This is a genomic window from Pseudophaeobacter sp. 1A16562 (assembly GCF_041008785.1).
GTDB lineage: Bacteria > Pseudomonadota > Alphaproteobacteria > Rhodobacterales > Rhodobacteraceae > Phycobacter > Phycobacter gallaeciensis_A.
Map to the genome: position 1 here is coordinate 265,127 of NZ_JAXGFT010000003.1, position 26,292 is coordinate 291,418.

At 64.0% G+C, this 26,292-nt stretch carries 25 protein-coding genes; 13 read left to right on the plus strand and 12 right to left on the minus strand.

Annotated elements, in window-relative coordinates; all coding sequences use genetic code 11:
* Positions 1–126: 126 nt before the first annotated feature.
* The 5 genes from ureC to SM764_RS05650 all read right to left on the minus strand — a co-directional run bounded on the left by ureC (position 127) and on the right by SM764_RS05650 (position 3,771).
* Entirely contained in the window at positions 127–1,863 is a 1,737-nt protein-coding gene (gene ureC, locus SM764_RS05630) for an urease subunit alpha (RefSeq protein ID WP_369001235.1), read from the minus strand.
* 236 nt (positions 1,864–2,099) lie between these two features.
* Complete coding sequence (locus SM764_RS05635; RefSeq protein WP_274831600.1) at positions 2,100–2,405, minus strand: urease subunit beta; 306 nt, start codon at positions 2,403–2,405, stop codon at positions 2,100–2,102.
* Positions 2,402–2,575 carry a hypothetical protein gene (locus SM764_RS05640; protein ID WP_165832673.1) on the minus strand — a complete coding sequence of 58 codons (174 nt, stop codon included), beginning with the start codon at positions 2,573–2,575 and terminating at the stop codon, positions 2,402–2,404. Before SM764_RS05640 ends, SM764_RS05635 begins: the two co-directional genes overlap by 4 nt.
* Before the next feature lie 20 nt (positions 2,576–2,595).
* Positions 2,596–2,898, minus strand: coding sequence for an urease subunit gamma (locus tag SM764_RS05645; RefSeq protein WP_065272254.1), 303 nt, complete (start codon positions 2,896–2,898; stop codon positions 2,596–2,598).
* 18 nt (positions 2,899–2,916) lie between these two features.
* Positions 2,917–3,771, minus strand: coding sequence for an urease accessory protein UreD (locus SM764_RS05650; RefSeq protein WP_369001236.1), 855 nt, complete (start codon positions 3,769–3,771; stop codon positions 2,917–2,919).
* Between the two features lie 393 nt (positions 3,772–4,164).
* Here SM764_RS05650 and urtA point away from each other — a divergent pair, with 393 nt between their 5' ends.
* The 5 genes from urtA to urtE all read left to right on the plus strand — a co-directional run bounded on the left by urtA (position 4,165) and on the right by urtE (position 10,142).
* A complete protein-coding gene (gene urtA / locus SM764_RS05655) occupies positions 4,165–5,445 on the plus strand; it encodes an urea ABC transporter substrate-binding protein (RefSeq protein WP_369001237.1) in 1,281 nt (426 codons plus the stop codon).
* A 126-nt stretch (positions 5,446–5,571) separates the two neighbouring features.
* Positions 5,572–7,536 (plus strand): urea ABC transporter permease subunit UrtB, encoded by a 1,965-nt coding sequence (gene urtB, locus SM764_RS05660; protein WP_369001238.1) that lies wholly within the window; start codon positions 5,572–5,574, stop codon positions 7,534–7,536.
* Positions 7,537–7,539: 3 nt separating this feature from the next.
* The gene (gene urtC / locus SM764_RS05665; protein WP_369001239.1) at positions 7,540–8,706 is read left to right on the plus strand and encodes an urea ABC transporter permease subunit UrtC; all 1,167 of its coding nucleotides are present in this window, start codon (positions 7,540–7,542) and stop codon (positions 8,704–8,706) included.
* Positions 8,703–9,443, plus strand: coding sequence for an urea ABC transporter ATP-binding protein UrtD (urtD, locus tag SM764_RS05670; RefSeq protein WP_274829481.1), 741 nt, complete (start codon positions 8,703–8,705; stop codon positions 9,441–9,443). The genes urtC and urtD overlap by 4 nt, the downstream gene beginning before the upstream one ends.
* 3 nt (positions 9,444–9,446) lie before the next feature.
* Positions 9,447–10,142 carry an urea ABC transporter ATP-binding subunit UrtE gene (gene urtE / locus SM764_RS05675; RefSeq protein ID WP_274829482.1) on the plus strand — a complete coding sequence of 232 codons (696 nt, stop codon included), beginning with the start codon at positions 9,447–9,449 and terminating at the stop codon, positions 10,140–10,142.
* A 24-nt stretch (positions 10,143–10,166) separates the two neighbouring features.
* On the opposite strand, the gene SM764_RS05680 is transcribed toward urtE, so the two are convergent.
* From SM764_RS05680 to SM764_RS05695, 4 genes are read right to left on the minus strand one after another with little or no spacing between them, the layout of a single operon-like run.
* Complete coding sequence (locus tag SM764_RS05680; RefSeq protein WP_369001240.1) at positions 10,167–10,955, minus strand: heme ABC transporter ATP-binding protein; 789 nt, start codon at positions 10,953–10,955, stop codon at positions 10,167–10,169.
* A gap of 12 nt (positions 10,956–10,967) precedes the next feature.
* A complete protein-coding gene (locus SM764_RS05685; protein ID WP_369001241.1) occupies positions 10,968–12,071 on the minus strand; it encodes a FecCD family ABC transporter permease in 1,104 nt (367 codons plus the stop codon).
* Entirely contained in the window at positions 12,068–12,940 is an 873-nt protein-coding gene (locus SM764_RS05690; RefSeq protein ID WP_369001242.1) for a heme/hemin ABC transporter substrate-binding protein, read from the minus strand. The genes SM764_RS05685 and SM764_RS05690 overlap by 4 nt, the downstream gene beginning before the upstream one ends.
* On the minus strand, positions 12,940–14,010 hold the full coding sequence (locus tag SM764_RS05695) for a hemin-degrading factor (RefSeq protein ID WP_369001243.1): 1,071 nt from the start codon (positions 14,008–14,010) through the stop codon (positions 12,940–12,942). Before SM764_RS05695 ends, SM764_RS05690 begins: the two co-directional genes overlap by 1 nt.
* 244 nt (positions 14,011–14,254) lie before the next feature.
* Here SM764_RS05695 and SM764_RS05700 point away from each other — a divergent pair, with 244 nt between their 5' ends.
* The 8 genes from SM764_RS05700 (at position 14,255) to SM764_RS05735 (ending at position 22,392) form a co-directional block, all read left to right on the plus strand.
* Complete coding sequence (locus SM764_RS05700; RefSeq protein WP_369001244.1) at positions 14,255–16,285, plus strand: TonB-dependent receptor domain-containing protein; 2,031 nt, start codon at positions 14,255–14,257, stop codon at positions 16,283–16,285.
* 26 nt (positions 16,286–16,311) lie between these two features.
* Positions 16,312–16,740: a hypothetical protein gene (locus SM764_RS05705; protein WP_369001245.1), complete on the plus strand. Its 429-nt coding sequence runs from the start codon at positions 16,312–16,314 to the stop codon at positions 16,738–16,740.
* Positions 16,737–17,387: a MotA/TolQ/ExbB proton channel family protein gene (locus SM764_RS05710; RefSeq protein WP_369001246.1), complete on the plus strand. Its 651-nt coding sequence runs from the start codon at positions 16,737–16,739 to the stop codon at positions 17,385–17,387. Before SM764_RS05705 ends, SM764_RS05710 begins: the two co-directional genes overlap by 4 nt.
* Positions 17,377–17,760 carry an ExbD/TolR family protein gene (locus tag SM764_RS05715; RefSeq protein ID WP_274831591.1) on the plus strand — a complete coding sequence of 128 codons (384 nt, stop codon included), beginning with the start codon at positions 17,377–17,379 and terminating at the stop codon, positions 17,758–17,760. The genes SM764_RS05710 and SM764_RS05715 overlap by 11 nt, the downstream gene beginning before the upstream one ends.
* Complete coding sequence (locus SM764_RS05720) at positions 17,760–18,149, plus strand: ExbD/TolR family protein (protein ID WP_368947809.1); 390 nt, start codon at positions 17,760–17,762, stop codon at positions 18,147–18,149. Before SM764_RS05715 ends, SM764_RS05720 begins: the two co-directional genes overlap by 1 nt.
* Positions 18,146–19,147 (plus strand): energy transducer TonB, encoded by a 1,002-nt coding sequence (locus SM764_RS05725; RefSeq protein ID WP_369001247.1) that lies wholly within the window; start codon positions 18,146–18,148, stop codon positions 19,145–19,147. The genes SM764_RS05720 and SM764_RS05725 overlap by 4 nt, the downstream gene beginning before the upstream one ends.
* Positions 19,148–19,251: 104 nt before the next feature.
* Positions 19,252–20,355 carry a CaiB/BaiF CoA transferase family protein gene (locus tag SM764_RS05730; RefSeq protein WP_369001248.1) on the plus strand — a complete coding sequence of 368 codons (1,104 nt, stop codon included), beginning with the start codon at positions 19,252–19,254 and terminating at the stop codon, positions 20,353–20,355.
* Between the two features lie 51 nt (positions 20,356–20,406).
* Positions 20,407–22,392, plus strand: coding sequence for a CocE/NonD family hydrolase (locus SM764_RS05735; protein ID WP_369001249.1), 1,986 nt, complete (start codon positions 20,407–20,409; stop codon positions 22,390–22,392).
* 8 nt (positions 22,393–22,400) lie between these two features.
* On the opposite strand, the gene nadC is transcribed toward SM764_RS05735, so the two are convergent.
* Genes nadC through nadA form a run of 3 tightly spaced genes read right to left on the minus strand, consistent with a single transcriptional unit; the run spans position 22,401 to position 25,897 of the window.
* Positions 22,401–23,255 carry a carboxylating nicotinate-nucleotide diphosphorylase gene (gene nadC, locus SM764_RS05740; protein WP_369001250.1) on the minus strand — a complete coding sequence of 285 codons (855 nt, stop codon included), beginning with the start codon at positions 23,253–23,255 and terminating at the stop codon, positions 22,401–22,403.
* Positions 23,252–24,841, minus strand: coding sequence for an L-aspartate oxidase (locus SM764_RS05745; RefSeq protein WP_369001251.1), 1,590 nt, complete (start codon positions 24,839–24,841; stop codon positions 23,252–23,254). Before SM764_RS05745 ends, nadC begins: the two co-directional genes overlap by 4 nt.
* A 3-nt stretch (positions 24,842–24,844) precedes the next feature.
* Positions 24,845–25,897, minus strand: a complete 1,053-nt coding sequence (gene nadA, locus SM764_RS05750) for a quinolinate synthase NadA (RefSeq protein WP_065272273.1) — start codon at positions 25,895–25,897, stop codon at positions 24,845–24,847.
* Positions 25,898–26,292 lie beyond the last annotated feature (395 nt).

Consider the following 26,292-nt stretch of genomic DNA (forward strand, 5'->3'; position numbering starts at 1 on the left):
TTGAGTTGTGATCTCCTCCCAGTGACACCCAAGGTAGGGCATGAATGCTGACCTAGCTAGGCCCCAGTTGGAATGGCTGCCATGCGCTCTGTGCAACGTTCTGAAAATGCTCATTTTTTGCGCTCCTTAGTACAAAAAGTAGCGTTGTGCCATCGGCAGCTCGGTTGCGGGGGCGCAGGTCAGCAATTCGCCGTCGGCGCGCACTTCGTAGGTCTCCGGGTTCACCTCGATCTTTGGCGTGGCCGCGTTGAGCCGCAGATCGGATTTGCCGATATCGCGGGTGCCGGTGACGGCAACGGTCTGCTTTGCCAGTCCCAGCTTTTCGCGCAGCCCGCTGGCCTGGGCGGCTTCGGACACAAAGGTCACGGCGGAGTTTTCCACCGACCGCCCATAGGCGCCCCACATGGGCCGCGAATAGACCGGCTGCGGTGTCGGGATCGAGGCGTTGGGATCGCCCATCTGGGCGCAGACGATGGTGCCTGCCATCAGTACCATCTCAGGCTTCACCCCAAAGAACGCTGGGTTCCACAGCACCAGATCGGCGCGCTTGCCTTCCTCGATGCTGCCGATTTCGTGGCTGATCCCATGGGCGATGGCCGGGTTGATGGTGTATTTGGCGATATAGCGGCGGACGCGGAAATTATCGTTGTCGCCGGTCTCCTCGGGCAGGCGGCCGCGCTGCTTCTTCATCTTGTCGGCGGTCTGCCAGGTGCGGATTAGCACCTCGCCCACCCGGCCCATGGCCTGGCTGTCGGAGGCGATGATCGAAAAGGCGCCCATGTCGTGCAGGATATCCTCGGCGGCGATAGTCTCGCGGCGGATGCGGCTTTCGGCAAAGGCGACGTCTTCGGGGATGGATTTGTCGAGGTGGTGACAGACCATCAGCATGTCGAGGTGTTCTTCGATGGTATTGACGGTGAAGGGTCGCGTCGGATTGGTCGAAGAGGGCAGCACATGCTCTTCGCCGCAGATCTTGATGATATCCGGCGCATGGCCACCGCCGGCGCCTTCAGTGTGGAAGGCGTGGATCGTACGGCCCTTCATGGCGGCGACGGTATGTTCGACGAAACCGGACTCATTCAGCGTATCGGTGTGGATCATCACCTGCACATCCATGGCATCTGCCACGCCAAGGCAGCAATCGATGGCGGCCGGCGTGGTGCCCCAGTCTTCGTGCAGTTTCAGGGCGCAGGCCCCGGCCAGCACCTGTTCTTCCAGCGCCGTGGGCTGCGAGGCGTTGCCCTTGCCCGCAAAGGCCAGGTTCATCGGAAAGGCATCCGCGGCCTGCATCATGCGGCCCAGGTGCCAGGCACCGGGGGTGCAGGTGGTGGCCAATGTCCCGTGGGCCGGCCCGGTGCCGCCGCCGAGCATGGTGGTGAGGCCGGAATGCAGCGCGTCCTCGATCTGCTGCGGGCAGATGTAATGGATGTGGCTGTCAAAACCGCCCGCCGTCAGGATCCGCCCTTCGCCTGCGATCACCTCGGTGCCGGGGCCGACGATGATATCGACGCCGGGCTGGGTGTCCGGATTGCCGGCCTTGCCGATCTTGTGAATACGCCCGTCCCGCAGGCCGACGTCTGCCTTGTAGATGCCGGTGTGATCGACGATCAGCGCATTGGTGATCACCGTGTCCACGGCGCCCGCCGCGCGGGTGGCCTGGGATTGTCCCATGCCGTCGCGGATCACCTTGCCGCCGCCGAATTTCACCTCTTCCCCATAGCGCGGCGCATTCTCGCCCGCGCTTTCGGTGATCAGGTCACGCTCTACCTCGATGATCAGGTCGGTATCTGCCAGCCGCAGCCGGTCCCCGGTGGTGGGGCCATACATGGCGGCATAATCGGCGCGGGAAAGTTTTGCGGGCATGATGGGTGTTCCTATCCGGTCGGGTGGTCACGCGCTGCGGTGACTCGGTTAATCTCGTATCTCAGGAGCTGACGGGACTGCCCGGTCGCAAGGCCGGGCCGCGCCCGACCCTCCCCACGGGAGGGCGCGTTTGCGACGTTTCGGACAACGCGAGACCTGCGGTCTGACGCGCGGGAGCGGGAAGATGCGGGTGAAGCAGCGCCCACCCAAGTTCAGCCGAGGCCCTTCCTCCTGCATCACAGATCCCCCATGATCTCTTGGTTGAAACCATAGATCCGGCGCGCACCGCTGATCGGGATCAGTGCCACATCGCGGCGCTGGCCCGGCTCGAACCGCACGGCGGTGCCGGCAGCGATATCCAGACGCATGCCCCGGGCAGCGGCGCGGTCAAAGTCCAGCGCTGGATTGGTTTCGGCGAAATGGTAGTGGCTGCCGACCTGCACCGGGCGGTCCCCGGTATTGGCAACCATCAGCGTCACCGCTTCGGTGCCATCGTTCAGGGTCAGCTCCCCCGCTGCAGGAAACAGCTCACCGGGGATCATTTGCGCGACCGCACGTAGGCCAGAGCGGCAGCGCCGCCAACGGTGAGTGCGGCCAGGATCACGGGCAGCCAGCTTTCCGAGCCGTGCGGATGCAGGTGTGCCCCGCCATGGGCCAGAGCCGGACCAGCGGTGAGCGCGATGGCGGATGCGAGAGCGGGCAGGTGTTTCATGCTGTTTCTCCTGTCGGGTGTTATCGGATCGGGTTGTGGACGGTCACCAGCTTGGTGCCATCGGGAAAGGTTGCTTCGACCTGAACCTCGTGAATCATCTCGGGCACGCCCTCCATGCATTGATCGCGTGAGACGACGGCGGCGCCGGCCTCCATCATCTCGGCGACCGGGCGCCCGTCGCGGGCCCCTTCGACCACCGCATCGGTGATCAGGGCGATGGCTTCGGGGTGGTTCAGCTTGACGCCGCGCGCCAGGCGCTTGCGGGCAACTTCGGCGGCCATGGCCACCAGCAGCTTGTCTTTTTCACGGGGGGTCAGGTTCATCGGCTCACAGTCTCTCTGTCACAGTCTCCAGGCACGCGGCAGGCCATCGGGCAGCAAGCGGTCCAGAATGGGAACAAGGGTTTGGCGCAGGTCGAAGCCATCCGCTGCCAGCAGCCGCAGGACCAGCAGATCCTTGGCCAGCAGCGACACGCCACCGGTGCCCGGCAGCATCGCGCGCAGCGGCTCCAGCCAGCTTTCGGCGCGGGGATGGGCCAGGACCAGCGCTGCCATGGCGCGGGCGCCCCCGGCCACGGCAGGGCGGTCCAGGGTGGCGGCGATGTCATCGCGCAGCTCGACCCCGTCATAAAAGATCATCTGACCGTCGCGGTGGATCTCTACCCGGTCGCTGAACCGGGCCGAGGTCAGCGCCTCGCCCATGGCGAGACGGCCAAACACCACGGGTTCGACCATCAAAAAGCGGGCGTCGGCGGCCAGATCCACGCGCAGGCGGCGGGCAAAGCGGCTGCCGTTGAACAAAATGGTTTCCTGCGGCAGCCAGTTGAGGCGGGCGCCTGCAGCGACCTCAAGCCGGGTCTCCATGCGTCCGGTCTCGTCCGGCTGGGCGCGATAGGCGCGTTCGGCGGCCTGGGTGGTGACCGTTAGGCGGCTGTTGTCCAGCGCGGCGGCCGCAACCGAAAACCGATCACCGCCGGTGATTCCGCCTGCCGTATTGACCATCACCGCCTCGGGGTGCGGGCGGCCCTGTGGAAACAGCAGCTTCATCGCCCCGGCCTGATGCAGATCCTTCAGGCGCACCGCGCCGTCCTTGTGGTGGACCGAGACCCGCGCGCGGCCCACGGCGCGCGGTTGTGCGGTCGGAACCGGGGTGGCGGTCTGGCGCGATATGATGGCGGCCTCGGTGATCTTTGACACTCCCTGACGCATGGCGGAACGCTGTCGTCTGCCCCAAAGAGTGCGCTTTGCTGGGCGCAATGACCATTTTGCAGGCGCTAAAAGGGCGGAGCGCCAGCATTCAGGATCAAAAAATGGGCGATCCCGCAAAAGGTCGCCTGCTTTTTGTGCATTTGGGGATTCCGCAGGGATGCGCCGCGGCTAGCGTTTGCCAAGTTTGCCGCGGTGCAGAAGCCTGAGTGAGGCCGAGGCGCAAGACCTGCATCGGCTGTGGGAGTGTGGCGGCCATACGAATTGGACCTCGGTTAGACCGCCACACGATTTGCAACAACAGTTGCGGGGCTGACCTAGTGCTGCCGCCCTTCTTTCGCAAGGGAAGAGATGGCACGGGCCTGACCCTGTCTGGAGGGAAGTATGAGTTTCTTGAATAAAACTGCGGCCAGCGTGCTGGCACTGGGCCTGAGCGCAAGCGCCGGTCTTGCCGAGGATTGCACCATCAAGGTGGGCGTTCTGCACTCGCTGTCCGGCACCATGGCGATTTCCGAAACCACGCTGAAGGACACCATGCTGATGCTGGTGGCCGATCAAAACGAAAAAGGCGGCCTTCTGGGCTGCGAGCTGGAAGCGGTCGTTGTTGACCCCGCTTCCGACTGGCCGCTGTTTGCCGAAAAGGCGCGTGAGCTGCTGACCGTGCATAATGTGGACGTGATTTTTGGCAACTGGACCTCCGTGAGCCGGAAATCGGTGCTGCCGGTTATCGAAGAGCTGAACGGCCTTCTGTTCTACCCCGTCCAGTACGAGGGCGAGGAAAGCTCGAAAAACGTCTTCTACACCGGCGCTGCGCCGAACCAGCAGGCGATCCCGGCCACGGATTATTTCCTTGAGGAACTGGGCGTCGAGAAATTCGCGCTGCTGGGCACCGACTATGTCTACCCGCGCACGACCAACAACATCCTTGAAAGCTATCTCAAGGGCAAAGGCATCGCCGACAGCGATATCTTCGTGAACTACACGCCCTTTGGTCATTCCGACTGGTCCAAGATCGTCGCCGACGTGGTGGCGCTTGGCGCCGACGGTAAGAAGGTCGGTGTGATCTCCACCATCAACGGCGACGCCAACATCGGCTTCTACAAGGAACTGGCAGCAGCAGGCATTTCCGCCGATGACATCCCGGTCGTGGCCTTCTCGGTGGGTGAGGAAGAACTCTCGGGTCTGGATACCTCGAACCTGGTCGGCCACCTTGCGGCCTGGAACTACTTCCAGTCGGCAGACACCGAAGCCAACGAAGCCTTCGTCGCCAAGTGGAAAGAGCTGATGGGCGAAGAGCGCGTCACCAATGACCCGATGGAAGCGCATTATATCGGCTTTAACATGTGGGCGAACGCCGTGACCGAAGCAGGCAGCGCTGATGTCGATGCCGTGCGCGCCGCCATGTACGGGCAGGAATTCCCGAACCTGACCGGCGGCACCGCCGTGATGCTGCCGAACCACCATCTGGCCAAGCCGGTGCTGATCGGTGAAATCCAGGAGGACGGCCAGTTCGACATCATTTCCGCCACCGATCCGGTGCCGGGCGATGCATGGACCGACTTCCTGCCGGAATCGGCGGTTCTGAAGTCCGACTGGAAAGATCTGGGCTGCGGTATGTACAACACCGAAACCGAGACCTGCGTTCAGACGCTTTCGAACTACTGATCTTCTTACCCTTGAAGACAGAGTCGCGGCGGGGGCCCTTGTTGGGTTCCCGCCTCGGCAGACACGCCGCGCGGCCTGCCCATGTGGGTCACGCAAGGCGGATCTTTCAGAGCGGATCTCAACGATATGAAACGACTATTCTTTGCGTGCCTCGCGCTGTTCTGCGCGTGTCAGATCGCCCTTGCCCAGACCCCGGCGGGGGACGGGCCGCTGCAGCAGCTGCTGCAGGAAAACCGGGCGCTGATCGAGAAAAGTTCCCGCACCTCCATCGGACCGGTGATCACCGCGATCGCCGACAGTGGCCTGCCGCAGGCCCGCGGGTTTCTGGAGGCCTGGCAGAACAAGGACATCTGGCAGCGCAAGGAGGACGGTCTGTTCTTTGTGGGCGAGGAAGTCGCCAAACGGACCTATGCCCTCAGCAGCCCGGATGACGGCACTCTTGCCGGAGAATATCCCAAGAAAGAATTGAAACAGCTGAAACCCAACAGTGGCGTGCGGGCGCTGATCGCCACCGCGCTGGTGCAGTTCCAGCTGAGCGACCCTGACCCTGCCACCCGAGCCGAGGGGCTGCTGGCCATCGAACGCGCCCCCGGCGCCGATCTGCTGGCGCCGCTGCGCGCCTCGATCCCGGGGGAGGAGGATCCGGTGCTGAAGGCCCGCAAGACCCGGCTGGAGCGGCTTTTGACCATCGCCTATGGTGCCGATGAGGCAGAGCGGATCCACGCGATCAAAGGTGTCTCAAACGATCTCAGCGTCGATGTGCGTGCCGCCCTCAATCCGCTGGTGGCGGTTACTGTGGAGGTTGCCGAGGGGTTGCCCGAGGACCGCAATATCGCCCGCACCCTGACGCCCGGCGAAGATGGCATATCTCGCAACGACGCCTATGACATGTTGGTTGCCGCTGGCCACGTGCCCGCGCGCACCACTGCCGATGCCCTGCGCCAGACCCTCGCCGAGCATATCGAGGGTGGACGCGTCGCGGGCGTGCCGCTGGCGCAGCTTTCAAACGAGATGATCCGGCAAAAGGTATACGACAGCCTCGCCTCGGACGGGAAGGTGGACCCTTTCGTGGGCGAAGAGGCGATTACCATCGCCCTCAGCCATTATGTGTTCTTTGAAACCTACGCCGAGCCCTCTGCCGCCGTGACCGATGCCGCCGAACAGGCGCTTGAGAGTATCGGCACCAAGGTTGCGCTCAATCAGGCGGTGGATCTGGGGCTGGATGCGGTCTCGCTCGCCTCGATCTATTTCCTGGCGGCGATCGGCCTTGCCATCACATTCGGCCTGATGGGGGTCATCAACATGGCCCATGGCGAATTCATCATGATGGGCGCCTACACCGGCTATGTGGTGCAGCAGATCATTCCCAATCATACGGTTTCGATCCTTGTCGCCATCCCGCTGGCTTTTGCGGTGACATTTGCCGCCGGTGTCGCGATGGAGCGGCTGGTGATCCGGCATCTCTACAACCGCCCGCTTGAGACCCTGCTGGCGACCTTCGGGATTTCCATCGCGCTGCAGCAGCTTGCCAAGAACATTTTTGGCACGCAGGCCCGCCCGCTGACGGCGCCCGGTTGGCTAGATGGGGCCTGGATGATCAACGACGTGGTGTCGATCAGCTATATCCGCATCGCAATCTTCGTACTGGCGCTGATCTTTCTGGCGCTGTTCCTCTTCATCATGCGGCGCACGCGGCTGGGGCTTGAGACCCGCGCGGTGACGCAGAACCCGCGCATGGCGTCCTCCATGGGGATCAATCCGGGACGCGTGAACATGCTGACCTTTGGTCTGGGATCGGGCATTGCCGGGATCGCGGGCGTTGCCATTGGTCTCTTTGCCAAGGTCACCTCGGAACTTGGACAGGATTACATCGTGCAAAGCTTCATGACCGTGGTCGTGGGCGGTGTCGGCAATATCTTCGGCACCCTGGCCGGGGCGGCGATGATCGGTTCCCTGCAAAAGGGGATCGAGTGGTTGAACCCCTCGAACACGCTGGCGGCGCAGACCTACATGATCATCTTCATCATCATCTTCATTCAGTTCCGCCCCAGAGGGATCATCGCCCTCAAGGGCCGCGCGGCGGGGGATTGATCCATGCGACAGTCATTCATTGCAAAGAACCCATCCGTTCTGGTCTTCCTGTCTCTCCTTGCGCTGTTCACCCTCTTGGTGACTGTGTTTGCCGAAGGGCCAGGGGCCGGGCTGATCCCGACGAGTTTTGTGAAAACACTGGGCAAGACCCTGTGCCTGTGTCTGATCGCCATCGCGATGGATCTGATCTGGGGCTACACCGGTATCCTTTCGCTGGGCCATTTCGCCTTCTTCGGGCTTGGCGGCTACATGATCGGCATGTGGCTGATGTATGAACGCACCCGCCTGATCGTCACCGAGGCATTGGCGCAGGGCGACATCCCCCCGACCGAGGCCGAGGTGGTCGATGGCATCGGCAGCCAGATCTTCGGCGTGGTCGGCAGCAGCGAATTCCCCATGGTCTGGATGTTCGCCGACAGTCTGGTGCTGCAACTGATGCTGGTGGTGCTGGTGCCGGGCATTCTGGCGGCCATCTTTGGCTGGCTCGCCTTCCGCAGCCGGGTCACAGGCGTCTATCTCTCGATCCTGACGCAGGCGATGACGCTGGCCTTGGCGCTTTACCTCTTTCAGAACGATTCCGGCCTGCGCGGCAACAATGGTCTGTCGGGCCTGCAAAACCTGCCGGGGGTGGAGGCTCCGCAGTCGGCGGTCTCGATGTGGTTCTTCTGGGCCTCGGCGCTTGCCTTGGGCCTTGGCTATATGCTGGCGGCCTGGGTGGTGTCGGGCAAGTTCGGATCGGTCATTCGCGGCATCCGCGACAACGAGGCCCGCGTGCGTTTCCTTGGCTACCCGGTGGAAACTTTCAAGCTGGCGGTCTTTACCCTGACTGCCTGTATCGCCGCCATCGCGGGCGCGCTTTATTATCCGCAGGCGGGGATCATCAACCCGGCGGAAATGGCGCCCGTTGCCTCGATCTACCTGGCGGTCTGGGTCGCCATCGGCGGGCGCGGGCGGCTATATGGTGCGGTGATCGGTGCGGCCTTTGTTTCGCTGGTGTCCACATGGTTCACCGGTGGTCAGGCGCCTGACATCCCGCTCGGCTTTTACACCATCAAATGGGTCGACTGGTGGCAGGTGATCCTCGGCCTCTCCTTCGTCCTGGTGACGCTGTTCGCCCCCAAGGGCATCGGTGGCCTCTTTGACCTCTTGCAGCGAAAGGACCGGACATGAGCACGCTTCTCGAAGTCTCCGGCGTCTCCGTCAGCTTTGACGGGTTCAAGGCGATCAACAACCTGTCGTTCCAGATCGCCGAGGCCGAGCTGCGCGCGGTGATCGGTCCCAACGGCGCTGGCAAGACCACCTTCATGGATATCGTCACCGGCAAGACACGCCCAGACGAGGGCCGAGTGATCTGGGGCGAGAAATCCCTGTCCCTTCTCGATATGGACGAGGCGCAGATCGCGCGGCAGGGGATCGGGCGCAAGTTCCAGAAACCCACGGTGTTCGAGGACCAGTCGGTGCGCGACAACCTGATGATGGCCCTGAAAAAGGACCGCTGGGTGATCGCCGTCTTGCTGTTTCGCGCCTCAGACGCCGACACTGCGCGGGTCGAGGAACTGGCGGCAGAGGTTGGCCTTGCGGACCAGCTGGACCGGATCGCCGGAGAGCTGTCCCACGGCCAGAAGCAGTGGCTCGAGATCGGCATGCTTCTGGCGCAGGAGCCGCGGCTTTTGTTGGTGGATGAACCTGCGGCGGGCATGACGCCCGAGGAGCGCGAACATACCACCGACCTGCTGGTGGAGGCGGCCAAGACCCGCGCGGTGGTCGTCGTCGAACACGATATGGAGTTCGTGCGGCGCCTCAATTGCAAGGTCACGGTGCTGCACGAGGGCGCGGTGCTGGCAGAAGGGGGATTGGATCACGTGACCTCCGATCCCGAAGTCATCGATGTTTATCTGGGGCGCTGAGCGATGCTGGATCTGAAAGATATCACCCTCCACTATGGCCGCAGCCGGATCCTGAACGGCATTTCCATGCAGGCCGACCTAGGCGAGGTGACCTGCGTGATGGGCTGTAATGGCGTCGGCAAAACCAGCCTGATGAAGGCGGTCACCGGCACCCACCCGCGGTCGGGTGGCAGCATGACGTTTGACGGGCAGGAGATCGGCGTGGTGCCCGCGCATCAGCTGGCGCGTGCGGGCATCGCCTATGTTCCGCAGGGCCGCGATATCTTCCCGCTCTTGACGGTGAAGGAGAATTTGGAGACGGGATTTGCCTGCCTGCCGAAGGAAGAACATTTCATCCCTGACCACATTTACGAGCTGTTCCCGATCCTGAAGGATTTCCTCGCCCGGCGCGGCGGTGACCTGTCCGGCGGGCAGCAACAGCAGCTGGCCATTGCCCGCGCCCTGATCACCAAGCCCAAGCTTCTGGTGCTGGACGAGCCGACCGAGGGCATCCAGCCCAATATCATCAAGCAGATCGGCGAGGTCATCAAACTGCTGCGCGGGCAGGGTGACATGGCGATCATCCTGGTCGAGCAGTTCTTCGATTTCGCCTATGAGCTGGCCGACCGCTTCGTGGTCCTGCGCCGGGGTGAAGTGGTGCTGGAGGGCCGCAAGGGCGCGGTCGAGCGTGACGCCCTGCTGGAGGGGGTTTCGGTCTGACCTGATTTTGGCAGGGCCTTGCTCTCAGGCGAAAACCGGCGCCTTTCGCGCCTGTGGCAGCAGGAAGGGCATGCCGCCCGGCGGGGTGGTATTGACCGGCACCGGGCAGCCGTAAACCTCGGCCAGCGCCTGATCCGTCAACACTTCTGCCGGGGAACCCGTGGCCGCGATGCGGCCCGCCTGCATCAGAACAACATGATCGGCGAACATGGCGGTGAGGTTCAGATCATGCATCACCGCAACCACGCCGCCGCCCTGCGCCGCATAGCGCCGCGCCAGATCCATCACCGTGAACTGATGGCCGATATCGAGGCTCGCCACCGGTTCATCCAGGATCAGCCAGCGCGGGGAGCCATCGACCACTGGCTGCCAGACCTGCGTCAGAACCCGGGCCAGTTGCACCCGCTGCTGCTCGCCCCCTGACAGGTCCTGGTAATACCGCCCGGCAAACCCTCCCAGATCCACCGCTTCCAGCGCCTGCATCGGCAGGTCGGTTTCGCCCGCCGACAGACCGGCGCTTAGGCCCAGCCGCACGATCTCCAGCACGGTAAAGGGAAAGGCGATGCTGGTGCTTTGCGGCTGCACCGCGCGGATCGCGGCCAGTTCCCAGGGTTTGAGCGTTGCGGTGTCCTGCCCGTTCAGCAGCACCCGGCCCGTATGCGCGACCTCGCCGGTCATGGCGCGCAAGAGCGTGGTCTTGCCTGAGCCATTGGGGCCGACGATGGCGGTGACGCGTCCCGGTTCAGCGGCAAAATCCACCCTGTGCAGGACGGTTCGGTTTCCCAGCTTTACGGTGATGTCAAAGGCTTGCATGTCTCTGTCCAATCAAAGTCCCAGACCCGCGCGACGTTTCAGGAGGATCCAAAGGAAGACCGGCGCGCCCAGGACGGCGGTGACGATTCCGATGGGTAGCTCTGCCGGGGCAATGATCACTCGGGCGATCATGTCAGCGGCCAATAGAAGCGTGGCCCCCAGAAGGGCGGCATTGGGCAAAAGCGGATGGTGATCCGGCCCGGTGGCAAGGCGCAGCAGATGCGGCACTACGATGCCGATGAAGCCGATACCACCCGAGACCGCCACAGCAGCGCCGGTGGCGCCGGCGACAGCCATGATCGCGATATTCTTCACCCGCTGCACAGGGATGCCGATGTGCCCGGCGGCGGCCTCTCCCAGCGCCAGCCCGTTGAGACCGCGCGCAAGGAAGGGCGCGGCACACAGGGAGAGTCCGATCACCGGCAGGGCGGCGAGAACCTTGGTCCAGGTGGCGCCCGCGAGCGACCCCATGCCCCAGAAGGTCAGATCACGCAGTTGGTTGTCATCGGCCATGTAGACAAGAATGCCCGACAGCGCCCCGGCCAGCGCGCCAAGGGCGATACCGGCCAGCAGCATGGTCGCAACCGAGGTCTGCCCGCCGCGCGTGGCAGTGCGATAGAGGATCAGCGTCGATCCCCAGCCGCCAAAGAAGGCCGCGACCGGCACAAGGCCGTTGCCCAATGTGTCGCGCAAGGCGGCTGGCAGCAGGCTGCCCAGCACGATGGCGGTGATCGCGGCCAGACCCGCTCCGGCGCTGACGCCGACGATACCGGGATCGGCCAATGGGTTGCGGAACAGCCCCTGCATCACCGCGCCCGAGACCGCTAGCGCCGCCCCCACAAGGATGCCAAGGCACAGGCGCGGCAGGCGGATGTCGAAAAGGATGATCCGGTCGAGTTGTGACAGCTCGCGCCCCGCGATCAGATCGCCAAGGGCGGACCAGACCGAAGTGCCCGCCGCGCCAAAGGTCAGAGAACTCACCGAAGTGATCAGCAGCAGAGCCGCGAGCGCCAGCGTCAGCCGCCGGGCCTGATGGCGACGGTCCACCGGCGCCCCGGTGGACCGACCCTGAGCCTGACCTCGGTTCTGGGTTGTCGCCTCTGCTGCCAGGCTCATTCCGCGTGACCCTCGTAGAAGGCTTCTGACAGGGTCCGGATCGTGTCAGCGGTGCGCGGGCCAAACCCCAGCAAGGACTGCCCGTCCATGCGCACCAGCCGTCCGTTCTGTGCCGCTGGTGTGGGGATCAGCGCAGGCAGGCTGGCTAGCTGCTCCATCGCGACGCCGTGGTCGCCGCCCCGGTCCATTGCCAAAATCACATCCGGGGCGGTGGCGGAAACCGCTTCATCCGTCATCGGTTTGTAGCCCTCGAAGGCGTCGATGGCGTTGATGCCGCCCGACAGGCGGATGATGCCATCGGCGGCGGTGTTGCGACCTCCGGCCATGATCCGCCCGCCTTGCGTGGACAGCACGAACAGCACCCGCACCGGCGCATCGCCTGCGCGCGCCTGCGCCTCTGAATGGGCCGCCTCCAGATCGGGGGCAATGTCACCCAGCAGGGCCTTGGCCTTGTCCTCGGCGCCAAGGGCGGCGGCCACGGTTTCGATCTTCGTGATCACGCCAGCAGGTGAGTAGACCTCGGGCACCTCGGCATAGGCGATGTCGGCCTGTTTCAGCACATCCAGCGTTTCCACCGGACCGGCCCCGGCGCTGGCGATGATCAGATCGGGCGATACCGACAGGACACCTTCCGGCGACAGGGCACGGGCATAACCGATATTGGGCAGCGCCTCGGCCTCTGCCGGGTAGCTGGAGGTGCTGTCGCGGGCCACCAGACGATGGCCTTCACCCAGAGCATAGACGATCTCGGTGACCGATCCGCCGACGCTGACAACGCGCTCTGCCGGGGCGGCAAGGGCCATCTGCCCGGCAAGAGTGCCGAGCAGGAACAGGCCAGCGCCTTTGGAAAGACGGGAGAGCAGAGACATCACACGGTCTCCGGCTCGGCCCGGGTTTCAGCCTCCAGCGAGGGAAGCGCGGCAACAATTGCATCCCATGCCGGGCGGCTGTCGTTGTCGTCGGTGCGGCGGCCAAAGACCTGGAACAGGATGGTGCCATCGGCATCAAAGGCCTCATAAGACACTGCATCGCCCCGCTTGGTCGGCTTGTTGACGGCCCAAACCTCGGCCACGTGATCAAGGCGCAGGTGCAGGTCGAAACCGGGGTCGAGGATGTTCTGCCAGGGCCCCATTTCGCGCAGATTCCGGACCGGGCCGCCGTGGATTTCGATGCAGCCGCGGTTGCCGACAAAGATCATCACTTCGATTTCCTGCTCGCGCACGGCCTCCAGCATCGGGGTGACGGTGTCTGTCGGCAGCTTGCGGGCCAGAGGCTCCCCGGCGATGCGATAGGCACCCAGACGGTTCATCTTCAGCTTTGAGCACAGGCGCAGGAACTGGTGGGTGTCGGTCATCTTGGCCCATTCGGCGCGCAGGACCTCGACCTTGTCCGGGTCTGATTTGGCGCCCTCGGGCGGGGTACGGGGCGTGACTTCCAGCGTGTCGGATTGTTCCGGCAGCGCCAGATCGGCGACGATCCGGTCCCAGGCCGCCAGGTCGGAGGCTTCGCGCAAGTGGATCTTGTGCACCGCGTCACCGGCGGCATCAAAGAACTGCAGCGAGCGGGCGGTGCCGTTCTTGCCGTCCCGTTCGACCGCAAAGGCAGTGACGAAATGGCGCGGGAACAGGCGCAGGTCGATTTCCTCGGTCAGCACCAGAGAGGCGTGAACGCCACCCTGATAGTGGCTGTAACGCCCGACCTTTTCGATCACGCAGGAATCGTTTCGGGTCAGCGCCATGACCTCGCCCAGCTCTTCCAGCCGGGGAAAGACGACATCGGGGTTTGCTTCAATGCGGGTCACACCCGCGCCACTGAAGGCGGCGACAAGCTGCGCCTCGGTGATGTTGAACTTGTCGGCAAAATCGCGGTCGCGCAGCTGCGCATGGTCAGCACGTTCGGCGCGGATCTGCTCTGCGGAGACAGGAGTCGGAGTGGTCATGTCGGGCCCTTTCGGAGGCGGTCTGCATATCGTTTGGAAAGGGCTGGCTGTGGCTGCCGGTCGGGGCAGATCACGCTGGCGGCTGAGGGATCAGCGGGTCGGAATTTATGTTGACTGTTTTTATCATCTTTACTAACAGGCTCAAGCGGAATTTTGAATTTCGCCAAAGATCAATCCTGAAATACCGTGCCAGCCCCCACGCAAGCCTTCGGTTCGAATACGAATAGATGCGAAGGAAAATGTGATGGGCAAACAGCGTATGTCTATGCGGCTGTTGGGGACGGTGTCAGTGCTGGGGCTGACAATGAACGCGGGCGCGCAGGCGCAGGATCTGCCGCTGGATCTGCAGGGCGAGGGGTTTCTCGGCACTGTTGAACTGGGGCAGGGCAAGCGCGAGGTGCAGACCGCAACCGCGACGCCGCAGACGGTAATCACGCAGGAAGAGCTGGATGACCGGCAGGCCGGATCCGTGGCCGAGCTGATCGATTCGGTGCCCGGTGTGACGCTAGTGAACGGCAGCCGCCCGCAGGGCTCGGGCCTGAATATCCGCGGCTTTGGCGCCACCAGCAGCTATGGCACCGATCAGAAGGTGCAGATCATGATCGACGGCGCCTCTACCGGGTCAGAGGAGCTCTACCGGATCGGCACGCAGCTGTTCACCGATCCCGAGCTCTACAAACGCGTGTCGGTGATCCGGGGCACCATCGGCAGTTTCGAATACGGCTCGGGCATTATCGGCGGCGTGGTACAGCTTGATACAAAGGATGCGGCGGATTTCACCGGCGGTGAGATCGGTCTACGGTTTCGCCAGACCATCGGCGCCTCGAGCAATGCAAAGGGGTTCGTGACGTCCTCCACTCTGGCCTGGCAGCCCACTGAACGGCTGGAGGTCCTGTTCAATTACACCCTGCGCGATGTCGACGCCTACAAGGACGGAAACGGGCAGGTCGTGCCCAATACCGAGAGCCGCATGCCCTCGTATCTGGGCAAGGTGAAATACAGCTTTGGCGACAATAACGATCACTCGATCACTGCCTCCTACAACTATTCCGAAACGGATGAAAAAGACGTCCCCTACGATACTTTCGGCACCACCGGCGGCTCCTTTGGCAACGTCGACCGCAAGGTCAGCAACGAGGTCGCCGGGCTGCGCTATCGCTGGAACCCGGTTGGCAATGACCTGATCGATCTGGACGTTAACCTGACTCGCTCGACACAGCACATCGATACCGCCTATGTGCCCGGTTCCAGCCCGCTGGAGGGCACCTCGTCGGGGCCAGGCGTCATTGCCCTGGCCGATGCGGATCAGGATTACGAGATCACCAAGCTGACCGCGAAGAACAGCATGTATTTCGTGACCGGCATGGCGACACACGATCTGCGGCTTGGGGTTGAGGTGATGCAGCGCGAGCGCCTGAACGCACCTTCGGCCCCCGGCGGCACCGACCGGCGTCTGGCCTTGTTCGCGGTGGATGACATCGGCATCGGCGATCACTGGACCATAACCCCGGCCATGCGGTTTGAAACCCAGGATATCGAGGCCCACGACGGATCCTCGGCCTATGACAACTCGGCGCTGATGGGCGGGCTGTCGGCGCGCTATGAATTCGCTTCGGGCTGGGCCCTGTTTGGCAGCGGCGCCTATACCGAGAACCTGCCGATCATCGATGATCTTGGCTCGCCGCGCTACATGACCCAGCCGGAGCGGTCCCATACCTTTGAATTGGGCGCCTCCTATACCTCCAGCGGCGTGTTTACGGCGGGCGATGCCCTGCAGGCCAAGGTGAACCTGTTCAAGGGCAAGCTCTGGGACATCACCTCTTATGTGGACAGCAATTTCAACCCGATCCGCGAAGTGAACAGCGAAGGCATCGAGATCGAAGCCACCTACAGCATGGAAAACGGCTTTTATGCCGATTTCAACGCGGCGGTCGGCGAATACACCGCGGTTTCGGCGGGCGGGGCCAGCGGCGTTTGGCGCAACACCCCTGCGGACAGCGCCCGCCTGACCCTGGGTAAGCGGATCGGCGAGGCCTGGGATCTGAGCTGGGAGCTGGTCGGCAGCAAATCCTTCACCGACTACAACGGCGATCTGATCAAGGGCTATGGCGTCAGCAACCTGCGCGCCACCTACCGGGTGCAGACAGGCGCGCTGAGCGGCGCCGAGGTGCGGCTTGGCATCGAAAACGCCTTTGACAGTGTCTATACGCCCGCGCTGGCGACCCGCACCGCACCGGGGCGCAACATCAAGCTGACCCTGGCGAAAACCTTCTGACCCAACGGAGATTGAAGAGGTTCCATATGGTACGCGTAAACAGGAAATGGGTGGCCCCGGCAGCAGTTCTGCTGGCGGGGCTGGGCAGCATGGCACGGGCCGCAGACCCGGCCGTGTCGATCGAGCTGAGCACGGCAGAGCAGGTCGGTGAGGCCTGCCTTCTGTCATTTGTGGCGCAGAACACCCATGCGCAGGACATCGGTCAGGCGGTTTATGAGACCGTTCTGTTCGATGCAAAAGGACAGGTGGCACGGCTGACGCTGCTGGATTTCCAGGACCTGCCGGCAGGACGGATGCGGGTGCGCCAGTTCCAGTTTCCCTATGCCTGCGACGGCATCAGTCGGGTGCTGATCAACGGCGCCACCACCTGCACCGGCGGGGCTGATTTGCCAGAGGCCGCCTGCAGTAGGGGCATCACGCTCAGCAGCCGCACCGATCTGGAGTTGCTGGGATGATGTGGCTTCACGATGCGCTGCTTGGGGTTCTGGATCTGGGCGGACCGGTGGTTCTTCTGCTGCTCTGCGTGTCGGTGCTGACAGCGGCGCTGGTGCTCTACAAAATCTGGCAATACCGCACTGCGCGGGTGGGCCGCCACGCCCATCTGTCCGCCGCTGTCACCGCCTGGGACCATGGCGATCGCGACGGCGCCCTGCGGCAGCTGGAAAGCAGCCGATCCTATCTCGCGCCGGTGTTCCGCCTCGCGCTGGCCGCCGGTCCCGGAACTGCGGCGGATGCGGCCCTGTCCGACCGTGCCGATGCCGAGGCAGAGGATTGCTTTGCCCGGCTCGAACGGGGGCTTGGGGCGCTTGATATGGTGTCGCAACTGGCGCCGCTGATGGGGCTTTTCGGCACCGTGATCGGCATGATCGAAGCCTTTCAGAAACTGCAGACCGCAGGCTCATCGGTGGATCCGGCGCTGCTGGCCGGTGGCATCTGGGTGGCGCTTCTGACCACAGCGGCGGGGCTTGCCGTGGCGATGCCGACCTCGCTGGTCCTGAGCTGGCTGACGGCGCGGATGCAGCGCGAACGGGTCTTTGCCAACCGTGCCCTGCGGGTGCTGTTCTGCCCCGCCGAACAGGCTGAGGCCTCTCATGGCGGTTAAACTGCAGGGACAACGGCGCAGACGTCTTTCGATGACCTCGCTCATCGACGTGATCTTTCTGCTGCTGCTGTTCTTCATGCTGACTTCGACCTTCTCCAAATACGGCGAGGTGGAGCTGATGGCGGCCGGGCAGGGTGCCAAGACCCAGGACCGGCAGAAGCTGTTTGTGACCCTTGGCGCCGAACGTCTGATGTTGAACGGACAACAGGCGGATCTGGCTCGCATTGCCGATCTGGTGCGGCTGCAGCCGCAGGACGGCGGCGGCCATCTGGTGCTGATCAGCCCCGATGACACGGCCAGCGCGCAGCGGCTGGTGGATCTTCTGACCGCCCTGCGGCAGGTCGAGGGACTGCAGACGGTGGTGCTGGGCTGATGCGGATCACGCGGCATATCCCGAGCGAGCGCGAGCCGACCATCGCGCTGATCAATATCGTCTTTCTGATGCTGGTCTTCTTCATGATCGCAGGCACCCTGGCGCCGCCGCTGGACCGCGATCTAACGCTGATCAAGACCGCCGATCTGGAGGGCAGCGCGCCGCCGGATACATTGGTGATCCACGCCGACGGGCGGCTTAGCTATCGGAGCGCTCCGGTAGCAGATGCGGCATCATTTGTTGCTGAGCTGCCCGAGGAACAGCGCGCCGCGCTGCGGGTGGTGCCGGACCGGGACCTACCGGCGAAGAAGCTGGTGACCATCGGCAATGATCTGCGGGCGGCAGGCGCCAAGCGCGTCATCCTGATGTCGGAACGGGCCCTGCAATGAGCCGGGTGCCCCAGTCCCGCTTCGCCGCGCTTCTGGCGCTGACCATGGCCGCTGTGGCCCATGCTGGTGCGGTGGTGTTCACCGATACCGCACCGGTGGAGCAGGCGGGCGGTGAAACCGCGCTGGCTGCCGAAGGCAGCGCCTTTGCCAATCTCGCCGTGGGGGTGGAGGCACCGCAGCCCGCCGCCGTGATGCCGGAGCAGCCCCGCGCCGCGCAACAGACGCCCGAGGCGGCCCAGCCGGTGGAGACGCCACAGGTGCAGCCACAGGCACAATCCCCAGTGTTAGAGCCTGTTGTTGTCCCTGTTGTCACCGCCGCGCAGACACCCGGCATCGAGGTCACGCCGCCGCAGGTCCATAGCGATCCCATACCGCTCAAGGCTGTAACACCGACACCGCCGACGACTGCGCTGCCACCCACCCAGCCAGCGGTGCAGCAGGCGGCAAAACCTATGGAAGCTGTTGAACAGGAACCGGTTGAACAGGCTGAGGCATCACAGCCTCCTATGGAGCAGGCGCCTCCGGTCGAACAGTCGCTGAAGCCAAGGTCCCGCCCGCTGCGCCCTCCGCAGGTGGCAAAGGCAGAGCCGGTGCGCACCCCTCCTGAGCCGACAACGCCAAGCGCGCAACCGCGCGGCAACAGCAGTGCCAACGCGACCCGCGGTGTCGCAGAGGGCGCTGCGAAACAGCCGGGCGGGCAATCGCGCCAGGCGGGCAGCAAGGCCCGACAGCAGGGCAATGCGGCGACGAGCAACTATCCCGGGCAGATCTTGCGCCGGATCGAGCGGGCCAAGCGCCGCGCCAATGTGCGGGGCGAGGCGGTCGTCGCCTTCCGGATCGCGCCCAGCGGCGCGCTGGCACAGGTCGCGATTGCTCGCAGTTCCGGCTCGGGGCGGCTTGACGATATCGCGCTGGCGCAGGTGCGCCGGGCGGCGCCCTTTCCGCAGCCGCCTGCGGGTGCGCGCACCAGTTTTATGGTGCGGATCAAGGGCAAGTGACAAAGGAGCGCGGGGGGGGATTTGATCAAAACACCCCGGCGCCGATTGCTGCCTCCGGAGGGCTGGGCTACACAGGCGCAACAGCGACAAGAACAGGAGCCGCCATGACCCCGCTTTCAGGCCTCAAAGTGGTTGAACTCGCCCGTATTCTGGCCGGACCGTGGATTGGCCAGTCTCTGGCGGATCTGGGCGCCGAGGTGATCAAGGTCGAAAGCGAAGCAGGCGATGACACCCGCCACTGGGGCCCTCCGTTCATCGAGCGGGATGAGGACAAGACGGCGGCCTATTACTATGCGGCCAACCGCGGCAAGGATTGTGTCACCGCAGATTTCCGCACCGAGGAAGGCCGCCAGACGGTCATCGAGCTGATCAAGGACGCCGACATCCTGATCGAGAATTTCAAGGTTGGCGGTCTCAAGAAATACGGTCTGGATTACGACAGCCTGAAACAGGTGAACCCGCGGCTGATCTATTGCTCGGTCACCGGTTTCGGGCAGGACGGCCCCTATGCCTCCCGCGCGGGCTATGACTTCCTCCTTCAGGGTATGTCGGGGCTGATGTCGATTACTGGCGATCCCGAGGGGCAGCCGCAAAAGGTGGGCGTTGCCATCACCGATATCGTGACCGGGCTTTACGGCACCATCGGGATCCTTGCAGCGGTCGAGCAGCGCCACACCACCGGTCGGGGGCAGCATCTGGATATGTCGCTCTTGGATTGCGCTACGGCGATGCTGGCCAATCAGGCGATGAACTATCTCGCCACCGGCACCAGCCCGACGCGGCTGGGCAATGATCACCCGAATATTGCGCCTTATCAGGTGATGGCGGTGAAGGATGGCCATATCATTTTGGCGGTGGGCAACGACGGCCAGTTCCAGCGGCTGTGTGATGCGCTGGGCCTGCGGGATCTGAAGGTCGATCCGCGGTTCCTGACCAATCAGTTGCGGGTGGCGAACCGTCAGGAGCTGACCGCGCTGTTGGAGGCGGCCCTGATGCAATGGAGCCAGGCCGACCTTCTGGCGACGCTGGAGGCGGCGACGGTTCCGGCTGGGCCGATCAACACCATCGGGCAGGCCTTTGACGATCCGCAGATCCAGCATCGTGGTATGCAGATCGCGCCCGAAGGGGTGCCCGGCGTGCGGGGCCCTTGGAAATTCTCGGATGCCGAACTGGCGCTGGAAAAATCCGCGCCAAAGCTTGCCAAATAAGGACGCGCGAAGGCAGGGTGGCGCCAAACTTTTTTAAGATTGGATGCCCCTATGCCCGTGCCCTTTACCCTGATTGAAAACACCTGGATTCCGATGGCTGACGGGCGTCGTCTGGCGGCGCGGATCTGGTTGCCCGAAGGGGAGGGGCCGTTCCCGGCGATCCTGGAATACCTGCCCTATCGCAAACGCGACGGCACCGCGCCCCGGGACGAAACCACCCACACCGTTTTTGCCGGAGAAGGCTACGCCTGCATCCGCGTCGATATTGCGGGCAGCGGCGACAGCGAGGGGCTGTTCGACGATGAATATTCCGAACAGGAGCTGAGCGACGGCGAGGCGGTCCTCGCCTGGATCGCGGCGCAACCCTGGAGCACGGGTAAGGTCGGGATGATCGGCATCTCCTGGGGTGGGTTCAACGGCTTGCAGCTGGCCTATCGCCGCCCACCCGAATTGCAGGCAGTGGTCTCGGTCGCGTCCACCGCAGACCGCTATGCCGATGACATCCACTACATGGGGGGATGTCTGCTCAGTGATAATGCCAACTGGGGCAGCCAGATGTTCGCCTATATGACGCGGCCGCTGGACCCCGATCTGCGCCCCGACTGGCGCGCGGCCTGGCTGGAGCGGATCGAGAAGCTGCCTTTCATGTCCGCCGACTGGCTGCGCCATCCCGCCCGCGATGATTTCTGGAAACACGGCTCGGTCTGCGAGGACTGGTCGGCGATCACCGCGCCGGTGCTGGCGATCACCGGCTGGGCCGATGCCTATATCAACACGCCTGCGATGCTTGCCGCCAACCTGACTGCTCCGACGAAGGCGCTGATGGGGCCGTGGGAGCATCGCTATGCGCATATCTCGAAACTGGATGCTGCGGATTTCCACGGCGAAGTTTTGCGCTGGTTCGATCACTGGCTGAAGGGCGAGGAAAGCGGCGCCGAGGCGCTGCCGGATTACCGCGTCTACATGCAGGAGCATTTCGGCCCCACCAAGGAAAACAAGCCCCGGCAAGGCCGCTGGGTGGCCGAACAGAACTGGCCCTCGCCCAATGTCGCTGAGCGGGTGATGCACCTGTCTGATGGTGCGCTGTCCGATGCGGCAGGCAGCGGCGAATGCGTGGTTGCCAACCCGGCGAGCGTCGGTCAGGCGAGCGGTTACTTCTGCCCGGGGATGCGGATCGACAACGAATTGCCCGGTGATCAGGCCGGGGATGATGCGCTCTCGGCCTGTTTCGACACCGCGCCGCTGGACGCTGAGCTGCAATTGCTGGGCCGCCCGCGCGTCCGCATCGCCTTTACCGTTGATCGTCCGGTGGCGCAGATCGTCGGGCGCCTGTGTGATGTGGCGCCGGATGGCTCCTCGCAGCGGATCAGTTTCCGCCCCTTCAACCTGACGCATCTGAATGGCCATGACGCGCCCGAGCCTTTGGTGCCGGGGCAACGCTACGAGGTAGAGTTCCCCTTGAACGAATGCGCCCATGCGCTGCGTCCCGGTCATGTGCTGCGGCTGGCGCTTTCGACATCCTACTGGCCCATCGTCTGGCCCGCGCCCGAGGCGGCAGAGATCACGCTGGACCTGAAGGACTGCGCCCTGATCCTGCCCGAGCGGAGCGTGAGCGAGGAAATCCCGCCCGAGGCCCCCGGTCCCGCGCAGCCCTATCCGACCCTGGGCGGCAGGCAGTTGCGCGCGCCTTCGGGCACCTCCGAGACGAAGACGCTCACGGATGGTACGCTGGTGCTCGATACCTTCGACGACTACGGCGAGGCGGTGAACCCGCATAACGAAATGCAGGTCGGCAGCCATGTCACGATGCATTACGCGATCCACCCCGATGATCCGGCCACGGCGACCTTCAAATCCGACTGGCACTTTACCTATCAGCGCGGCGACTGGCAGGTGGCGATCGATACGGAAAACCGGATGACCTGCGATGCGCAGAGTTTCTACCTCTGGCGGCGCATCCACGCCTATGAGGGCGGTGCATCAGAGCCGGTTCTGGTCAAGGAATGGTCCGAGACCGTGCCGCGCGGCTGCCTCTAGCGGCAGTCTCAGAAGTCGAGGCCCAGATCCAGCGTCGGCGCCGAATGGGTCAGCGCGCCGGAGGAGATGTAATCAACTCCGGTGGCGGCGACCTCTTTGATGCGCTCCAGCTTCATGTTGCCGGATGCCTCGGTCACCAGATGGCCGCGCGTCATCTTGACGGCCTCTGCCAGCGTCGGCGTGTCCATGTTGTCGAGCAGGACAACATCCGCGCCGCCGGTCTTCAGCACCTCTTCGAGCTGGGACAGCGTGTCGACCTCGATCTCCACCTTCATCATGTGGCTGACGCTGGCCTTTGCGGCCTCCAGCACGGCAGTAATGCCTCCGGCGGCAGCGATGTGGTTGTCCTTGATCAGGATCGCATCCGACAGGCCAAAGCGGTGGTTGTAGCCACCGCCGTGCAAAACCGCCTGTTTTTCCGCTATGCGCAGGCCGGGCGTGGTCTTGCGGGTGCAGGTTATGCGGGTATCCGTTCCGGATGTTTCGCGCACGAAGCAATGGGTCAGTGTTGCGATCCCAGTTAGCCGCCCCGCGAAATTCAGCGCCACCCGTTCCCCCGACAGGATCGAGGCAGCCGAGCCTTCGATGGTCATCAGCGTGTCGCCCGGCTTGCAGGGACTGCCATCGGGCAAGAGGGTTTCCACCTTCAGACCGGCATCCACCAGATGAAAGGCGATGCGGGCGATCTGCATGCCGGACACGATGCCTGTTTCGCGGGCGTTCAACCGGGCGGAATAGGTCACATCCGCCGGGATCACCGCGCGGGTGGTGATATCGCCGTTCTGGCCCAGATCCTCGTGCAGGGCGGCGCGCACCATCGGTTCCAGGATCAGGTCGGGCAGGGTGGCGAAGGCAGTGCTCATGTGGGCTCCTTTGCGCTCTCGCCCGCGATCCGGTCGCGCAGGGCAAGGGCCTCGGTCAGGGTGATATGGGTGCGATGGGCCTGTGCGGGATCGGCCTCGGGGAAATCATCGCGGTAATGCCCCCCCCGGCTTTCGCGGCGCATCAGGGCGGCGGCGGCGATCAGGGTGGCGGTGGCGCACATGTTGACGAAGGGTTCATCCTTCGCGTTCTCTGCCTCCAGCCGGGCAATGGTGACAAGCGCCGTCTTGAGGCCGTCCTCGGTGCGGCGTACGCCGACATTGGCGGTCATGGTCTCCCGCAGGGTCTGAACGGCGCTGGGATCTGTTTCGTGACCATCCGGGGCAAAGGTGATCGCGACCTCCGACAGATCGCCCTTTTGCGGCAGATCCTTCATATCGGCCGCGGCGGTGCGGGCATAGACCAGTGCCTCCAGCAATCCATTGGAGGCCAGCCGGTTGGCACCGTGCAGCCCGGTCGAGGAAGCCTCGCCGCAGACCCACAAATGGCCAAGGCTGGCACGCCCCTGCATGTCCGTGTCCACCCCGCCCATGTGGTAGTGGGCGGCGACGGCCACGGGGATCGGCCGGGTCACAGGGTCGATCCCGGCGCGGGCGCAGGTTTCGGCGACGGTGGGAAAGCGGGTTGCGACCTCGGCGCCAAGGGCCTGCCGGGTGTCCAGAACCGGGCGGCGCCCGGCTTGGGTCTCGGCAAAGATGGCGCGGGCCACGATGTCGCGCGGGGCCAGCTCGGCGTCCGGGTGGACCGCCTGCATGAAGCGTTCGCCCTTGTTGTTCATCAGCACCGCGCCATCGCCGCGCAGGGCCTCGGTCGCCAAGGGCGCCGGGTCTTCACCGATATCGAAGGCGGTGGGGTGGAACTGCACGAATTCAGGGTCGGCGATACGCACGCCCGCGCGGGCGGCAAGACCGATAACCTGCCCACGAATGCGGGGCGGGTTGGTCGTATGGGCATAAAGCCCGCCAGAGCCGCCCCCGGCCAGAAGAACGCCGGGGCAAGTGATCAGGACGGGATCCGACGGCGCATCGGCCTGCGAGATCCAGACGCCGGTAACGGTATCGCCGTCTACCTCTAGTCGGACGGCCTGGGTGTTTTCCAGCACTTGCACCGAAGGGGCGGCGCGCACGGCGGCGATCAGGGTTTCCATGATCTGCGCCCCGGCCCGGTCGCCCTTCACGCGCACCACGCGGGCGGCGGAATGGGCGGCTTCGCGGCTCATCACGTAGTTGCCCGCCGCGTCGCGGTCAAAGGGCGTGCCAAGATCGGTCAGGTCGAGGATATGCTCGCGCGCAACGCGGGTGACCATGGCGGCCACCTTTGGATCGACAGTGCCCGCGCCAGCGGTCCGGGTATCGGCGGCATGGGCTTCGGGGCTGTCGCTTTGATCCATGGCGGCGGCGACACCGCCCTGCGCCCAGGCAGAACTCGCGCCCTGACCAAGCGTTTCAGGAGAGATCATCAGCACTGGCCGCGGCGCCAGTTCCAGCGCCGCGTAAAGCGCGCCCAGACCGGCGCCGACGATGACGATGCGGCCGGTGTCAATGCGCCCGGTGCTGGCCTCTGTCACCGGTCAGATGCCCAGTTTCTGGCTGAGATCGATCATCCGCTGCACTGCAAGCCGCGCCTTGTCCGCGACCTGAGGGTCAACCTCGACCGGTTCGGACATGGTGTGCAGCGACCACAGGATTTTCTCCAGCGTGATCATCTTCATGTAGGGGCACATGTTGCAGGGGCCGACGAAATCCACCTCGGGCAGCTCATCCGCGATGTTCGAGGCCATCGAACATTCGGTGATCAGCATCGCCTTTTCCGGCTTTTCGTCCGTCACATATTTGATGATACCGCTGGTGGAGCCGGAGAAATCCGCCTCGGCCACCACATCGGGGGGGCATTCGGGGTGGGCGATCAGCCGGGTGCCGGGGTTCCACTCGCGGAATTCGCGCAGGTCCTTGGCGGTGTATTGCTCGTGTACGATGCAGGAGCCGTCCCACCAGACGATGTTCTTCTGCGGCACCTGGTTGGCCACGTTCTGCGCCAGGTATTTGTCCGGCGTCATGATGACGGTGTCGCTGTCCATCGCGGCGACGATCTGCGCTGCATTGGAGGAGGTGCAGCAGATGTCGGAGGCGGCTTTCACCTCGGCGGTGGTGTTCACATAGGTCACCACAGGCGCGCCGGGATACTTGCGGCGCATCTCTTCCACGCCCGCGGCGGTGATGCTTTCGGCCAGCGAACAGCCTGCCGCCATATCGGGCATCAGCACGGTTTTCTCAGGAGAAAGGATCTTGGAGGTCTCGGCCATGAAATGCACGCCGCATTGCACGATCACATCCGCCTCGACGCGGGCGGCTTCGATGGCCAGCTGCAGGCTGTCGCCGACGAAATCCGCAACGCCGTGATAGATCTCCGGCGTCATGTAGTTGTGGGCCAAAATGACCGCGCCGCGTTCTTTCTTCAGCGCGTTGATCGCTGCGACATAGGGCGCATAGCGCGCCCAGTCGACCGGGTTCACCACGCGGTCCATGGTCTGGTACAGATCTGACATCTGTTCGGCCAGATCGGGGTTGGGCGCCAGATCATAGGTGCTGGCGAGTTGATCGCGCATGGTTTGCAGATCGAACATGGCATTTCCTCGAAAACGCGCCCTTGCGGAACTGTGGCGGGCACTTTGGGTCGGTCTTCTTTCACGTTCACATGCCGCGCGCAAGTAATGGTGCGAAAAGGCCGCAGGCTGGTCGCTGCTGCGCCGGGGCAGCTGTTGGGGGGCCGGGAGGCCAAGAATCTCTTGCTCCGCGGGTTTGCAAACCCGGCGATAGAAGATCTGTTTCCCGGATCAAGCGCGGGCGTTGGGCATCTTTCTGTCCGGCGATGCGCAGTCACTCATCGATATAGTGGACAAATTGTCCTTTTTCAGGGGCGGCTGCATTTTTTTCTGTTTCGGGGCGCTTTCCTGTGTTTTGACACTGGGGAAAGCTGAGGGAAACAGGCCTGTAACCCTAAGCCATCGGGGGGAAAATC